Below are 14,950 nucleotides of genomic sequence, written 5' to 3'. Positions count from 1 at the left end.
TCAGCGCAGGAAGTCCAGGAGGGCGGCGGTGAGTTCGGCCGGCGCGTCCTCCTGGACGAGGTGCCCGGCCCCGGCCAGCATGTGCAGCCGCGCACCGGGGATCGCCTCGGCGAGGCGCCGACCGCGTTCGGGCGGCAGCCAGGTGTCCTCCTGGCCCCACAGCACCAGCACCGGCAGGTCGAGGGCGGCGTACCCGTCCTCGACCTCGGCGGTGTGGCGCTCGTCGGCCTGGGCGATCTGTCGGTAAAACGCGGCTCGGCCGTCCGCGCCGAGCCAGGGTCGCACGAGCGCGTCCAGAGTGTGGGCACGCGGTTCGCGGTGCGCGGCCGAGGAGACGTAGGCGCGCACCAGGGCCTCGTGCAGGTGCGGGGGCAGCGCCGCGAACACGCCGGCGTTGGCGTTGACCAGGCGGAAGAAGTCGCTGCCCCAGGGTCGCACGCTGACCGCGTCGACCAGGGCCAGGCGCTCGTAGGCCACCTTGTCCAGGACCGCCGCGCGCAGGGCGACCGCGCCACCGAAGTCGTGCGCCACCACGGCGGGGCGCTCCAGCCCCCAGTGGTCCAGGAGCGCGGTGAAGGCGCCCTGCTGGGCGGCCAGGGACACGTCCTGCCCGTCGTACTTGGCCGAGGCCCCGTAGCCGGGCATGTCCCACACGTGGACGGTGTACCGGGAGCCGAGGGCGCGGGCGACGTGGCGCCAGACGTAGGAGGAGAACGGCGTGCCGTGCATGAGCACGAGCGGGGCGCCCTCCCCGAAGCGGGCCCAGCGCAAGGTCCCGTTGTGCGCCTCGAAGCTCTGGTCGAGTGTCCAGTCGTCGGCGTTCAAGAGGCCCCTTTCGTTGAGTCGCGGCGGCGCCAGAGTAGGGGACGGTGGTGACGGTCGGGGCGTCCCCGGTCCCCGGTCACACGCGCAGGACGGCGAAGGACTCCCCGGGTACGCCGACGGTGGTCCCGTCGGTCCTCGGCCGACCGCTGGCGAGCAGGAGTTCGCGCGGGGCGGCGTCCAGTTCCACCTCGGCGTCGTCGGCGTCCAGGTTGCACACCACCCGCAGGCCGCCCCGGACCAGGACGAGCCGGCGGCCGCCGCCACCGGCCACGACCGCGCAGCGGTCCAGGCGCGGGTCGGACAGTTCCGGTTCCCTCCTGCGCAGGGCGATGAGCGCCCGGTAGGTGTCCAGGACCCGTGCGTGGGGCCGGCCCCGGATCTGGGACCAGTCCAGGACCGCGCTGTCGCGGGTGGCCGGGTCCACGGGGTCGGGGATCTCCTCCTCCGCCCATCCCAGTGCGGCGAACTCGCGGCGGCGGCCGTCGCGCACCCCTTCGACGAGGCCGGGATCGGTGAAGGAGGCGAAGAAGGGCCAGGGCGTGGTGGCCGCCCACTCCTCCCCCATGAAGATCATGGGGGTGTGGGGCGAGCACAGCACGAGGGCGGCGCCGCACATGAGCAGGCCGGGCGGGACGTGCTCGCCCATGCGGTCTCCACGGGCGCGGTTGCCGATCTGGTCGTGGTTGCTCAGGTAGGCCAGGAAGCGGCTTCCGGGCACGCGCGCGGTGTCCACGGGCGCGCCGTGGGTGCGGCCCCGGAAGCCGGAGTAGGTGCCCGCGTGCCAGAAGGCGCGGGTGAGGGTGGTGGGCAGCGCCTCGGGGGCGGCGAAGTCGGCGTAGTAGCCGTGGGTCTCGCCGGTGAGGGCGACGTGCAGCGCGTGGTGGAGGTCGTCCGACCACTGGGCGGTCATGCCCAGGCCGCCCGACTCGCGCGGCAGGACGGTGCGGGGGTCGTTGCGGTCTGACTCGGCGATGAGGGACAGGGGGCGGCCCAGGGCGGCGGCCAGGGCGTCGACCTCCTCGGAGAGCCCGGCGAGCAGCGGGGTGGCCCGGTCGTCGCGCAGGGCGTGTACGGCGTCCAGGCGCAGCCCGTCCAGGTGGTAGTGGCGCAGCCAGTCCAGGGCGTTGTCGATGACCATGCGGCGTACCGGGTCGGAGTCGGGCCCGTCCAGGTTGAGGGAGGGGCCCCAGGCGTTCTCGCCGGAGAAGTAGGGGCCGAAGCGGGGCAGGTAGGCACCGGAGGGGCCGAGGTGGTTGTAGACCACGTCGAGCAGCACGGCCAGGCCGCGGGCGTGGCAGGCGTCGACGAGGGCCTTGAGGGCGTCGGGGCCGCCGTAGGGCTCGTGGACGGCCGCCCACAGGACGCCGTCGTAGCCCCAGCCGTGGGTGCCGTCGAAGGCGTTGACCGGCATGAGTTCGACGTGGGTGACGCCGAGGCCGACCAGGTGGTCGAGCCGGTCGGCGACGGCCCCGAGGGTGCCCTGGGGGGTGAAGGTGCCCACGTGGAGCTCGTAGACGACGGCGCCGGCCAGGGGTCGCCCGGTCCATGCGGTGTCGGTCCAGGTGAAGGCGGCGTGGTCGTGGACGCGGCTGGGGCCGTGGACCCCGTGGGGCTGGTGGAGCGAGCGCGGGTCGGGCAGGGGCCGGGGGTCCTCGTCCAGGAGGTAGGAGTACTCGGTGCCGTGTCCGGCCCCCTCGACATGGGCGCGCCACCAGCCGTCGTCGCCGAGCCGCATGGGAAGGTCCCGGCTCCCCGGGCCCTCCGGGCCGTCGGTGCCGTGCAGGCGCAGGCGCACGCGTTCGCGGTGGGGAGCCCAGACGGCGAAGTCGCCGTTGACGCCGCGCCCCGGGACGGCGGGCGCGGCGAGGGCGTCGGGCGTGGTGGTGATGGTCTCCGGTTCGCTCACGGAGGGTGCTTACCCTGCTCCCGCGTCCGCCATCCGCGGCCGTCCCCGATGCACCGCTTGTCCGTCTTGTGGGCCTTCCGGGCTTTCGCCGCTCACAGGGGCGGCGGCGCTCCGGGCCCTCGTCCGGCGGCCCTCAGGAACGCGGCCGGTAGGTGTGCAGGCGCACCGACGCGGTGACGGACACCGGAGCGGGCAGGGCCGCGATGCGCGAGCGCAGGTCCTGCGGGGCGATGTGCCGGGCGCTCGGCCCCATGCCGACGACGGTCGCGGCGTCCTCGTGGCCGAGTTCCATGGAAAAGCACAGGTCCTCGGTGCCGGCCGGGGCGAAGTGCCCGTGCAGGGAGTCGGCGAGGCGCTCCTCCTTGCGCGGGTCCACCTCCAGCAGGCCCAGCGCCTCACGGAGTTCGGTGAGGTGGTCGGCGGCCGGGACGGCCACCAGCAGCACGCCGTCGGCGCGCAGCACCCTGCGGAACTCGGCGGCGCCCCGCGGCGCGAACACGTTGAGCAGGGCGTCCGCCGAGGCGTCGCGCATCGGCAGTCCCCGCCAGGCGTCGGCCGTCACGGCACCGCCGCGCTCGTGGACCCGGGCCGCCTTGCGGGCGGCGAACTTGGACACGTCGACGGTCAGCCCCACGGCGTGCGGCAGGGCCTCCAGCACACGGGCCAGGTGGCGGCCGGTTCCGCCGCCGATGTCGGCGACCAGCGGTGCGGACGCGGTGAGTTCGCGGGTCAGGGCGGCGGCCAGCGCGTCGGAGATCCGGTCGTGGTGCCCCGCCTCCTGGAACCTCAGGCGGTCGGCGACCATCTCCCTGCTGTCGCCGGTCCCGGGCGGTGTGGCCCCGGTGAGCAGGCTGGCGTACCCCTCGCGAGCCACGTTGAAGCTGTGCCCGCCGGCGCAGGTGAGCCCGCGCTCGTCGAGGCCGAGTCCGCGCCCGCAGGCGGGGCAGGCCAGGGCGGCCGCCACGGAGTCGGGCATCCGCAGCCTGGGGCCGGTGTGGTGTGGGGTGTTCGCGCGCGTCATGATCGCGGTCAGCCTACCCGCGCGGACGCCCCGGCGGTCCGGCGTTCCCGCCCCCTCCTTCCGGCCGCCCTGTCCCGCTCGCCCCTCACTCCCTGGTCAGGACCGCCACCGGGTAGCGGTCGAGCACCTCGCCCAGGTGCGCCAGGGTCAGCCCGTCGGCGCGCTCCGGCGCGATGACACGTCCGGTGAGCCGGTCGGTCCACGTCCCCGGTCCCGAGGGCAGCGCCAGCGCGGTGTCCGCCCATCCCCCGGCCTCGGCCAGGGTCAGCGGCAGCCGTGTGGCGACCACCGCCAGGTCGGGGTGGCCGGCGCCCCGCGAGGTGCGCGCGAAGGCCAGGGCGTGGCGGTCGGCCGGTCCCGACGCGGCGAGCGGCAGATACCCTTCCGGGCGCAGTTCCCGGCGGACACGCAGGCAGGTGCGGACCAGGTGGAGCTTGGCCGCGCCGGTGGCGTCCACCGGCGGGCGCCACCCCTCCTCGAGACGGGCCAGCAGGTCGGTGCGGGCCTGGTAGTCGACGGGCCTGCGGTTGTCGGGGTCGACCAGGGACAGGTCCCACAGCTCGGTGCCCTGGTAGAGGTCCGGGACGCCCGGTCCCAGGAGCTGCAGGGCCTTCTGTCCCAGGGAGTTGCTCCATCCGGCCTCGCGCACCGACCCCACCACCGACAGGACCTCCCCCCGCAGGGCCGTGTCGCCCAGGACCCGGGCGGGCCAGGCGCGGACGCGGTCCTCGAAGTCGGTGTCCGGTTCGGTCCAGGAGGTTCCCAGGCGCGCCTCCCTGGCCGCCTTGAGCAGGTACTCGGTCAGGCGCTCCTCCCCGATCGGCCAGGCCCCGACCAGGGTCTGCCAGCCCAGCAGGTTGAGCGCGGGCTCGGGCAGGGCGCACCGCTCGGTCCAGCGGCGCACGGCCTCGGCGAAGGGCTCCGCCACCTCGGAGAGGGCGGCCAGGCGGGCACGCACGTCCTCCGAGCGCTTGGTGTCGTGCGTGGACAGGGTGGTCATGGTGTGCGGCCGGGAGGCCTCGCGGCGGGCCGCGCCGTCGTGGAACTCGTCCGGGGTGAGGGCGAAGTCGGCGGGGTCGCCGCCCACCTCGTTGAGGGCGACGAACCGGGTGGCCCGATAGAACGCGGTGTTCTCCGTACCCATGGCCACGACCATCCCGCTGGTCTGCTGGATGCGCCGCGCGGCCTCTCCGCGGGGGTCGTCGCGCACCCGCCGGTCGATGGCCTCCAGGTCGAAGGCCAGGTCGGGACGGCGCTCGGTGGCGGTCTCCACCGCCCGGGCCCAGTCCCGCCCGCCCTCGGGCAGGTAGGAGCGGTACACGTCGAAGGCGCACAGGAGCTCGGTGACGGCCTCCTCCCGCCGGAGCACCGCCTCGGTGGAGGGTGTCTCGTGCCCCTCGTGCGGCCGGGGCGGAAGCAGGGCGGCGATGCGCAGCACCTCGGCGCGCAGCAGTTCGGCGGCGGCGTGGCGGCGGGCCCGCACGTCGGCCTCCGCGACGTCCGCCTCCACCCCCTGGTCCAGTGCCAGGGTGGTCAGGTCGGCCTCCCCGGAGGGGTCGACGAACACCCCGCCGAGCTCGCGCAGGGCGTCGTATCCGGTGGTCCCGGCGACCGGCCAGGACTGCGGCAGGCTCTCTCCGGGCGCGAGGATCTTCTCCACCACCACCCAGCCGCCGAAGTGCTCGGCGAGCCTGCGCAGGTAGCCGCCGGGGTCGGTGAGCCCGTCCACGTGGTCCACCCGCAGCCCGTCGAGCTGGCCCAGCCGCGCCCAGCGCAGGACCTCGGCGTGGGTCGCGTCGAAGACCCCGGGGTCCTCCACCCGTACGGCGGCCAGTTCGCTGACGTCGAAGAAGCGGCGGTAGGTGAGTTCACTGTCGCCGCGCCGCCAGGACACCAGCCGGTAGTGCTGGCGCTCGTGCACCCGCTCGACCGGGTCGCCGGGGGCGTGGGTGCCCGGGGCGAGCGGGTAGCGCTTGTCGTGGTAGACCAGGCAGCCGTCGGCCAGGGTGAGCTCCGCCAGGGCGGCCCGTCCGCCGTCGCCGTCGTCGCCCAGCACGGGGACGAGGATCGGCCCGGCGTCGAAGTCGATGTCGAAGCAGCGCGCGTACACCGACTCCCGGCCGCGCGCGAGGACGTCCCACCACCAGGGGTTGGCGTCCGCCCGCACCACGGACACGTGGTTGGGCACGATGTCCACGACCACGCCCAGGCCCCGCTCGTGCGCCTTGACGGCCAGGGCCTCGCGGGCGGCGTCCCCGCCCAGGGCGGGCGAGACCCGGGTGTGGTCGACCACGTCGTAGCCGTGCTGGGAGCCCGGCGCCGCGGCGAGCACCGGGGACAGGTAGAGCGCGCCGGCTCCGAGCCGGTCCAGGTAGTCGAGCAGGCCGGCCGCGTCGTCCAGGGTGAACCCCGGACGCAGCTGCAGGCGGTAGGTTGACGTTGGAGCGGCGGCCGTGGACGTGTTGTTCGTGCTCATCACGCAGCTACCCGTGCCCGTCCCGTCCGCGTGTCATGCACTCCGGCACCGGTCCCGATGAGCGCCGTCCCACACGGGGCCGCCTTGGGGGTGGTGGTCCGGCGATGGTTAAATTCTTCGGCGGTGCTCCATCACCAGCGACGACGCGCCCGTTCGGGGGCGCGCGGCGGTGAACACAGGCCGAGGACCACCGACACCGACGAAGGGGATAGAAGCAGTCGTGCTCCCGTCCAACAAGCGCACCAAGACCGGCGCCCCGCGCCACGGCGGCGTCTACCGGGGCGCGGCGTCGGCCGCGCTGGCCGGTCTGCTGCTGGCCGTGACCTCCTGCGGCAGCGACCAGGCCGTTCCGGACAGCGCCGCGCCGGAGGTTCCCGAGGACCTGGAGTGCTTCTCCGGCAGTCTGTCCGGGGCCGGCTCCAGCGCCCAGGAGAACGCGATGACGACCTGGATCGCGGGCTACCAGTCGGCGTGCGAGGACTCGCGCGTCTACTACAACTCGATCGGTTCGGGCGGCGGGCGCAGCCAGTTCATCGACGGTGCGGTGGCCTTCGCCGGGACCGACGCGGCTCTGGACCCGGAGGAGAACGCCGACGCCCGGGAGCGGTGCGGCGGTTCGGACACCCTCAACCTTCCCTCGTACGTGGTGCCGATCGCCCTGGTGTTCAACCTGGAGGGCGTGGAGTCGCTGAACCTGCGCCCGGAGACGCTGGCGAAGATCTTCAACCAGGAGATCACCCGTTGGAACGACCCGGAGATCGCCGAGTCCAACCCGGACACGGACCTGCCGGACATGGCGATCACCCCGGTCAACCGCTCCGACGACTCGGGCACCACCGAGAACTTCACCAACTACCTGCACCAGGCGGCGCCGGAGGCGTGGCCGCACGAGGCGGGCGGCCAGTGGCCGATCACCTCCTATGAGTCGGCCCAGGGCAACAGCGGTATCGCCGACACGGTCAAGCGGGCCAAGGGGGCGATCGGCTACGTGGAGATGTCGCACACGCACGGCATGTCCACGGTGGACCTCGGCGTCGGCGGCGAGTTCGTGGAGATCTCCCCGGAGGCCGCCGCGAAGGTCGTGGCCGACTCCCCGCAGCGCGAGGAGAACCCCAGCGAGTACGACCTGGCGCTGGAACTGGACTACGGCACGACCGAGTCGGGCACCTATCCGCTGGTCCTGGTCAGCTACGAGGTCGTGTGCATGGACTACCCCGACGACAAGACGGCGCAGAGGGTCAAGGCGTTCATGAAGTACGTGGTGAGCCCCGAGGGCCAGCAGGCCGTCTCGGAGGAGACGGGGTCCGCGCCGGTCAGCGACGACCTGCGCGGGAAGCTGCTGGAGTCGATCGAGGTCATCAGCTGACCCGGGTGTCCGCGCGGCGGTGAGCGGTGGGGGCGGCCGGGCTACCGTTCCCGGCTCCTCCCCCTCCGGAGCCGGCGGCGGGCCCGCTCCCACCCCGCGCGCAGCCAGCCGCCGGAACGCGCGCCCCCACGGCGGTCCGCGTCCTCGCGGGCGTCGCACCTCCCCGGCGGCGGTAGCGGCGCGGCGATCTCCACCGGGCCCGGCCCGACACGCGGAGGCGGTGGCACCGACCGGTACAGCGACAGGTCGGTCAGCGTCTCCTCTCCCGCGTGGATGCGGTAGCGGCCGTGCAGTTCGGCGACCACGTCCCCCAGGTCCTCGCCCTCCTCGCACACCCGTATGGCCCGGGCCAGCGCTCGGGTGCGCCACAGCCGCACCCCGGCGTCGCGTGTGGGCGAGGTGGAGGAGAAGAGTTCGGTGAGGCCGGCGCGGGCGCGCTCGGCGCTGGCCAGCAGCCGGGACACGGCGACCTGGCCCAGCCCCCAGGAGACCGGGACCTGCAGCAGGAACGGCGAGGGAAAGCCGGTGCGGGGTGCGGAGTCGGCGAAGGAGACGCGGGGTTCGCTCAGGTAGTTGGCCTGGACCAGGCGCAGGTCCAGGCGGAGGCCGTCGACGGAGCGCCGGTCCTGCCCGGCGCCCTCCCAGTCGGCGACCAGGGTGACGGTCAGGTCGGTCTCGGCGCTGGCCAGCAGCCGGTCCACGCAGGCGCGGACCAGGTCGTAGGGGGCGCCGGAGACGTCGACGACGGTGCGCACGAGCGGGATGCGGCGCCGGTGGGCGGGTACACGCTCACGGTAGGCGTGCGGGTGCGGCATGGACTCGGCGAGCACCTTGGTGCGGAAGCGCTCGGAGGGCAGCCGGGTGCGTGCGGTGCCCGCGCGGCCCACGTGCCAGCCGGTGGCTGCGGGTTCGGGCAGCATGACGGCGCCCGCCTGCCAGAGCCGGTAGCCGAACTCGGTGTCCTGGCCCAGGTCGAGGCCGGGGTCGACTCCCCCGGTGGCCTCGTAGAGGCTGCGCCGCACGGCCGCCGCGGCGCCGAGGTAGGCGTGGAAGCCCAGGTGGTCGGCGTCGCGCAGACCGTCACTCTCCGTGAGGAGGCGGTGGATCCACTCGTGGTGCCGACCGGCGTCCAGGGCCCGGTGGAGTGCGCCGGTGCGGGCCAGGGCCAGGATCTCGGCGGGGTCGGCGGGGCCGGTGTCGGCGAAGCGGATCCGGCCGAGGGTGACCGCCTCGGCGTGCACGTGCTGCCAGCGGGCCTGGGCCTCGACGAACTCGGGGCACACGACCATGTCGGCGTCCATCCACAGCAGGACGTCGCCGGTACTGGAGTGGGCTCCGTAGGCGCGGGCGTATCCGGCGCCCCAGCCGCCGTCGGGCGCGGTGAGGAGGCGGCAGTGCGCCGGGCGCAGCGCGGGCAGCCGCAGGGGCGGGGAGGAGCGGTCGTCCACGACCACGACCTCCATCAGGTCCTGGGGGTAGGTCTGCGCGGCCAGGGAGGCCAGGGCCAGGTCGAGGCGCCGCTGTCCGCCGTGTGCCGGGATGACGACGCTGACGCGCAGGTCGGGGGTCCAGCGCCCGATTCCGGGCGGTGTCAGCACACTCCAGTCGTTGCGGAAGACGCGGGTGCGGACGCGTTCCACCCGGCCACGGTGAGACACCCCGTCAACGTGAGACCCTACGTGCTTATTCAGTGACACACAGTCACCATACTCCCGTTTGACTGCGCCGTGGAGGCCTTCGTACATGTGTCACGAAACGGTCGTCGAACGTCCCCGGTCCGGAAAACAGCACTGGTCGACAGTACTCCCTCCACGGGCCCCCGCCCCTGCCGGAACGGTCCGGTGGGTCCAGGCCTCCTACCTTCCAGGAGAAGGCGTGGTGGGGCTCGTCCATGCCGCAGCCGGTCGTCTCACTCAAGTTGGAGCGGTTGACCGTCACCCGGGAGGCTCCGCACCGCACCGGGGTGCCGTCCATCAACCGCGGTCTCTCGTGCCAGGCGGGTACGGCCCGGACCAGCCACATCGCCGCGGCGGACGGCGTCGGAGCCAGGACGCGCAGGTGGACTCTCCTATGTCTGTCAAGTAGGTAGCGGCAAGGCGCGGGCTGCGTTCAGGTGCCGGTAGATCTGTCTGGCGAGGTAGCGCTTGAGGCAGCGTTGGATCTCTTTCGTGGTGCGTCCTTCAGTGCGGCGTCGCTGAACGTACTCGCGGGTGGCGGGGTCGTGGGTCATACGGGTGATGGTCGCGATGTGCAGGGCGCGATTCAGGCGTCTGTCGCCGCCCCTGTTGAGTCGGTGGCGGACCGTGTTGCCTGACGATGCGGGAATCGGGTTCGCGCCGGCCAGGCAGGCGAAGGCAGCCTCTGAGCGCACCCGGCCGTGGTGCGACCAGGCGGTCAGGCAGACCGCTGCGGTGATCGGCCCGACTCCGGTCTTGTCCAGCAGCCTGGCCGCGGGGGTGGCGCGTACCAGGGTGTCGATCGAATCGTGGTTGGTGGCGAGCTCTTCGTCGAGAGCGACGATCCGCCTGGCCAGACGCACCGCCTCGGCGCGGGAGGTCGCGGCGGCCAGCGGCTCCTCGCGGATGCGCCAGCGGGAGAACTCGACGATCTGCCGGTTGCTCAGCGGGCGTCGGGCCTCAGCGCCGAGGTCCACAGCCCGCACGAGCGCGGTGAGCGCGTTGACGGCCGCGGTGCGTTCGCCGGTCATGTGGTCTCTGGCAGCGACCAGCACCCGCAGTGCGGCGCGTTCACCCTCACCGCGGCGCGGGTGCCTCAGTTGGTTCTCCTCCAGTGGCAAAGCGACCTCGGCGATCCTGCGCGCGTCCAAGGGGTCGGACTTGCCGACCCCGCGGTGGGCGCGGGCGTTCATGCGCGGCGCCTCCAGGACCTCGTATCCGGCCCCGGCCACGGCACGGGTGAGCTGGGCGCCGTAGGTGGCGGTGCCCTCGATCACCCACAGGGTGGCAAGGTCGCCGCCGGTGCGGCGGGCGGCCCAGGCGATCGCGCGGGCCATGCCCGCCTCGCTCGTGGGGAATCGGGCCGAGTCGACCTGCTGCCCGGTGGCGGTCAGGACCGCCAGGACGTGGTTGCGGGCGTGGGTGTCCACGCCGATGACGAACGGGTGGTTGTGCGCGACGATGCTCACGGCGGTCGGAAGTCCTTCCTGATCCAGGAACACGGTCCGGCCGCACGCGGCCGGCGCCGGCTTGGGGGAAGTCACTTCGGGGCAGCACTGTGACGGGCCACGACTCGACGGTCGGGCAATCTCCTGATCAGGACACCGAGGTGGGCCAGGGCGGCGCCGGCCGCTCCGGCTCCAGGACGGACAAGTCCACCGAAGGGCACCCAGGCAGGGCCAGCGATTGTATGAGTCACAACCTGGGCCGGAGCGACCGACATCTACTCTGACCGGCCAGTCCCAGACCAGCCACCCCAAGACTCACAGCGGTTGTACTCGTACCGGCAGGCCGGGCGAGGGAACAGGTGCCCGATCCTGCGGGGGGCGGTGCGCATCCAATGGCGTTCGGAACCACAACGGAGCAGGACTTGGGCGATGGCCAGGCACACCTGTTCGGCGTCGGTGGGCAGCCGGGACGGCCCCGGCGGGCGGTTTGGTTCCGCGCAGGGGCCACATGGCCGCCCAGATGGACGCGGAGTGCGGTCAGAAGGGCGTCAAGGTCAGTCCTCACACACCGGTCCTCGACGCCCTTCGCCATGCCCGCAGCCGGTTCAGGGAGTTCCCACCAACGATCTAGCCGACGCGGACCGCCACGGTGAAGACACCGTCCCAGTACGCCGCCAGGGAGACCTCCTCCAGCGGCTTGGACGGGTTGGATCCGTGGATCATGTTGCCGTTGCCGGAGTAGATCCCCACGTGGCTGGGGGAGGACTCGCTGTAGAAGAACAGCAGGTCTCCGGGCTGCACCTGGTCACGGGAGACGCGCGTACCGGCGTTGACCTGGTCGTAGGTGGTGCGGGGCAGGCTGACCCCGGCCTGGGCCCACGCGGCCTGGACCAGCCCGGAGCAGTCGTAGCCGTCGGGTCCGGTGCCGCCCCAGACGTAGGGCTTGCCGATCTGGGCGCGGGCGAAGTCCAGGACGGCCTGCACGTCGCCGGACACCGCGGCCGTGCCGCCACCGCCCGAGGAGGCCTCGGAGGCGGTCGGGTCCTGCCCGCCCATGCTCTCCAGGACCTCGGCCTGCTCCTCCAGGGCGGTCTCGCCCTCCTCCTGGGCCTTCTCGGCCTCGGTCAGCGCCTCGGCCGCGTCCTCCTCGGCCGCCGCGGCCTGGTCGCGCAGCTCCTCGGCGCGCTCCACCTCCGCGGTGTAGCCGGCCAGGACCTCGTCCTGGCCCTCGGAGAGGAAGTTCAGGTCGGCGATGTTCTGCAGGGACGCGTCCGGGGCGCCCTCGAACAGGACCGTGAAGAGGCTGTGGGTGGAGCCGGTGTAGGCGGTCTGGGCGATCCCGGCGACCTTGTCCGACTTGGACTCCAGTTCCTGCTGGGCCGTGTCGAGGCGCTCCTCGATGTCCTCCAGCTCGGCCTGGGCGGCCTCGTGGTCCTCCCCGGCCTGGTTGTAGGCCTCGTTGAGCTCCGAGAGCTCCTCCTGGAGCTGCTCGTAGCGCTCCTCGGCCTCCCCCCGGGTGGGTTCGGCGAGGGCGACGCCCGAGGACAGGACGACCGCACCCAGGGTGGCGCAACCGGCCGTCGCGATACGGCGCATGCTGGATTCGGGATTGCGAGTCAAGGGACCGACTGCCTTCCTCCCCATCACCCGTCTACCGGCGCAGGGCATCCCTGAGGCACGCCTGGGACAGGCGTGTGGGGATGTGGTGGGAGGGGGATCCCGGCTGGCGGCGTGCAAGAGGGGCCGCGTGAGATGCGCCGGTGCTTCTGCGACGGCCTCTGCTCCTGGGAAAGGACTGCTGACGAGCAGAGTGCGACGGAAACCGGACGCCGTCACCCTTGTGGTGACTAACGGGGGCGTTCCGGCCTGAGGGAACACTAATCCACCACAAGGGTCTGACGCGACCCTTTCGTTACCTTCTCTTGGGCAACCTTCTGAACTGCGACTCCATGGCAAGAGGCCCGGAAAGCCGCTCAGTGCGCCGAAACGGGGACTTATTCTCCCCGGTCAGACCACCCCAAAACAGGGTCAAGTCCTCCGGAAAAGTGATACGCATCACAGGAAGCGGAGGAAGGGGCGCACCCCTCCCCCCGGCACGCCTCACAGGTGGCGCTGCCACCAGTCCAGGATCGCCTCGAACCGGGCGACCCGGTGGCTGGGCAGCCCCGAGCGCGACAGCTCGTGCCCCTCCCCGGGGAAGAGCAGCATCTCCGTCTCGTGCCCGCGCCGCTTCAGTGCCACGAACAGGCGCTGCGCCTGCTCCAGTGGACAGCGCCAGTCCTCCTCCGAGTGGATGATGAGGAAGGGGATGCCGATCTGGTCAGCGTAGGTGAGCGGGCTCTCCTCGGCCCAGGTCTCCGGCGGCCCGTACAGCGGTTCGGGGAAGTACGCACCGATGTCGGAGGAGCCGTGGAAGCTCTCGATCGCGTTGACCGCGCGCTCGCTGATCGCCGCCCTGAAGCGGTCGCCGTGGTGGGCGGAGATCCAGGTGGCCATGAAACCGCCGTGCGAGCCGCCCATGACGCCCACCCGGGAGGAGTCGAGCCGTTCGTCCTTGAGCGCCTCATCCAGGAAGGCCAGGACGTCGGTGGCGGTGGTCCGCCCCACCGAGCCGATGACGGCCCGGCCGTGCTCGTGCCCGTAGCCGGAGGATCCGCGCGGGTTGCACATGACCACCGCGTATCCGGCCGCCGCGTGGACCTGGGCCTCGTCGAAGAGCTGGGGGCCGTACTGCGTGAACGGGCCGCCGTGGATCATCAGCACCACCGGGTGCGGGCCCTCTCCCTCGGGGAGCGCGACCCATCCGTGCACGGGCCACCCGTCGGCCGTGGTCGCCGTCAGCTCCGTCACCGGCAGCGGGTCCAGGGCGCCGGCGAACTCCGTGAGCGCCCGCGTGCCTGTGTCGGTGACCAGGACCAGCTCACCGCTGCTGCGCCCGTCGGCGACCACCGCGACGGTGACCCCGCCGGCGCTGTCGAAGGACTGGACCTGCACCCCGCCGCCGATGACGGTCTCGGGTTCGCCTCCCCCGAAGGGCACCAGGACCAGGTCCACCGCTCCCCTGTTCTCCGCCAGGCCGAGCAGCCCCCGGGCGGTGGCCTTGGGCCCCGCGGACATCCTGGGGTCCTGGGCGGGCGTCAGCCGGACGGGTGCGGCCGAGGCGTCGGCGGGAACCGACCACAGGGCGGTGGTCCGCCCCACGAAGTCGTCCAGGCCGGGGCCGAGCTCGTCGCCGCGGAAGTAGACGGTGGCGCCGTCCTCGGAGAAGACGCCCTCCTCGGCGTCCAGGGTCCCGGCGGTGACCCGGCGCGGCTCGGCGCCCTCCTCCGGCGCGCACGCCCACAGGTCGGTGACCAGGTCGGTGTCGCGGGTCGCGTGCCGCCCGGCGGAGAAGACCAGCTCGCCGCCGTCGGGGCGCCAGGCCACGGCCCGGTGGTCGACGTCGCCCCGGGTCACCTGGACCGGCTCTCCCACCTCACCGGAGGGGTCGACCGGCGCGGACACGAACACGTGCGAACGCCGGTCGTTGGTGAACCCGAGGCCGTCCAGCCGGTACTTGAGCCGGGTGATGCGCCGGGGCGGCTCCTTGCCCGGTTCGACGTCCACGTACCGGTCGGGTTCGGGGACCCGCGCGGTGTAGGCGATCCGGGTGGAGTCGGGGCTCCAGCGCGGGACGCCCGCGCCCAGCGGGTGGAAGGTGGTCTGCCAGGGCTCGCCGCCGTCGGCGGGCAGGACGTGGATCTGGGGGCGCTTGTTCTCGTCGGGGCGCAGGAAGGCGATCCACCGCCCGTCGGGAGAGAAGACCGGGCCGCTGTCCCTGGTCCCCCGGGTGAGCCGGGCGGGCGGGGCCGAGCCGTCGGTGGGGACCGACCACAGGGAGCCGAGGTAGGCGTCCTCCTCCAGGTCCGGCCGGGCCAGGGCGAAGACCGCCCGGCCGCCGTCAGGTGACAGGGTCGGCGCGCTGAGGCTGTGCAGGTGGACGATGTCGTCAGGTTTCATACACGGATGGCCGCCCCGGCGCGGGAAGCGCCGTGACCGCCCTCTCCTTTTCCTTCGGCGGTGGAACCGTCGTTCGGGGCCACCGCGTGCCAGGCACGGCGGGGCCACGTCGGGTGCCGCCGTTCGAACGCGGGACGCACCCGGTCCGGAGAGCGCCCCAGACGGACCCTATCCAGGCCTCTTATCGGAAATCCAGGCGCTTTTCCGACAAAGGGACAAAGGTCGGCGGACGA

Annotated in this window: 9 protein-coding genes; 1 reads left to right on the top strand and 8 read right to left on the bottom strand. The window is 73.1% G+C overall.

Features of this window, described 5'->3' with window-relative positions; all coding sequences use genetic code 11:
* From A6A08_RS26320 to treY, 4 genes are all read right to left on the bottom strand, one after another.
* A complete protein-coding gene (locus tag A6A08_RS26320) occupies positions 1 to 825 on the bottom strand; it encodes an alpha/beta fold hydrolase (RefSeq protein WP_073705350.1) in 825 nt (274 codons plus the stop codon).
* 76 nt (positions 826 to 901) lie between these two features.
* Positions 902 to 2,731, bottom strand: a complete 1,830-nt coding sequence (gene treZ / locus A6A08_RS26315) for a malto-oligosyltrehalose trehalohydrolase (protein WP_073705349.1) — start codon at positions 2,729 to 2,731, stop codon at positions 902 to 904.
* 133 nt (positions 2,732 to 2,864) lie between these two features.
* Complete coding sequence (locus tag A6A08_RS26310; RefSeq protein WP_083609300.1) at positions 2,865 to 3,752, bottom strand: putative RNA methyltransferase; 888 nt, start codon at positions 3,750 to 3,752, stop codon at positions 2,865 to 2,867.
* 85 nt (positions 3,753 to 3,837) lie between these two features.
* On the bottom strand, positions 3,838 to 6,228 hold the full coding sequence (treY, locus tag A6A08_RS26305; RefSeq protein ID WP_073705348.1) for a malto-oligosyltrehalose synthase: 2,391 nt from the start codon (positions 6,226 to 6,228) through the stop codon (positions 3,838 to 3,840).
* A 220-nt stretch (positions 6,229 to 6,448) separates the two neighbouring features.
* Between treY and pstS the strand changes: the two genes are divergently transcribed.
* On the top strand, positions 6,449 to 7,594 hold the full coding sequence (gene pstS, locus A6A08_RS26300) for a phosphate ABC transporter substrate-binding protein PstS (protein WP_073705347.1): 1,146 nt from the start codon (positions 6,449 to 6,451) through the stop codon (positions 7,592 to 7,594).
* A 41-nt stretch (positions 7,595 to 7,635) separates the two neighbouring features.
* Here the strand turns inward: pstS and A6A08_RS26295 are convergent, their stop codons facing one another.
* From A6A08_RS26295 to A6A08_RS26280, 4 genes are all read right to left on the bottom strand, one after another.
* Positions 7,636 to 9,234, bottom strand: coding sequence for a glycosyltransferase family 2 protein (locus A6A08_RS26295; protein WP_083609299.1), 1,599 nt, complete (start codon positions 9,232 to 9,234; stop codon positions 7,636 to 7,638).
* A gap of 437 nt (positions 9,235 to 9,671) precedes the next feature.
* A complete protein-coding gene (locus A6A08_RS26290; RefSeq protein WP_073705345.1) occupies positions 9,672 to 10,739 on the bottom strand; it encodes an IS110 family transposase in 1,068 nt (355 codons plus the stop codon).
* A gap of 606 nt (positions 10,740 to 11,345) precedes the next feature.
* Positions 11,346 to 12,338 carry a C40 family peptidase gene (locus A6A08_RS26285; RefSeq protein ID WP_083609298.1) on the bottom strand — a complete coding sequence of 331 codons (993 nt, stop codon included), beginning with the start codon at positions 12,336 to 12,338 and terminating at the stop codon, positions 11,346 to 11,348.
* 480 nt (positions 12,339 to 12,818) lie between these two features.
* A complete protein-coding gene (locus A6A08_RS26280) occupies positions 12,819 to 14,717 on the bottom strand; it encodes a S9 family peptidase (RefSeq protein ID WP_073705343.1) in 1,899 nt (632 codons plus the stop codon).
* Between the last annotated feature and the right edge of the window lie 233 nt (positions 14,718 to 14,950).

Source organism: Nocardiopsis sp. TSRI0078 (assembly GCF_001905145.1).
Taxonomy (GTDB): domain Bacteria; phylum Actinomycetota; class Actinomycetes; order Streptosporangiales; family Streptosporangiaceae; genus Nocardiopsis.
The sequence above is the reverse complement of the archived record's forward strand: the minus strand, read 5'-3'. Positions and strand labels throughout refer to the sequence as shown.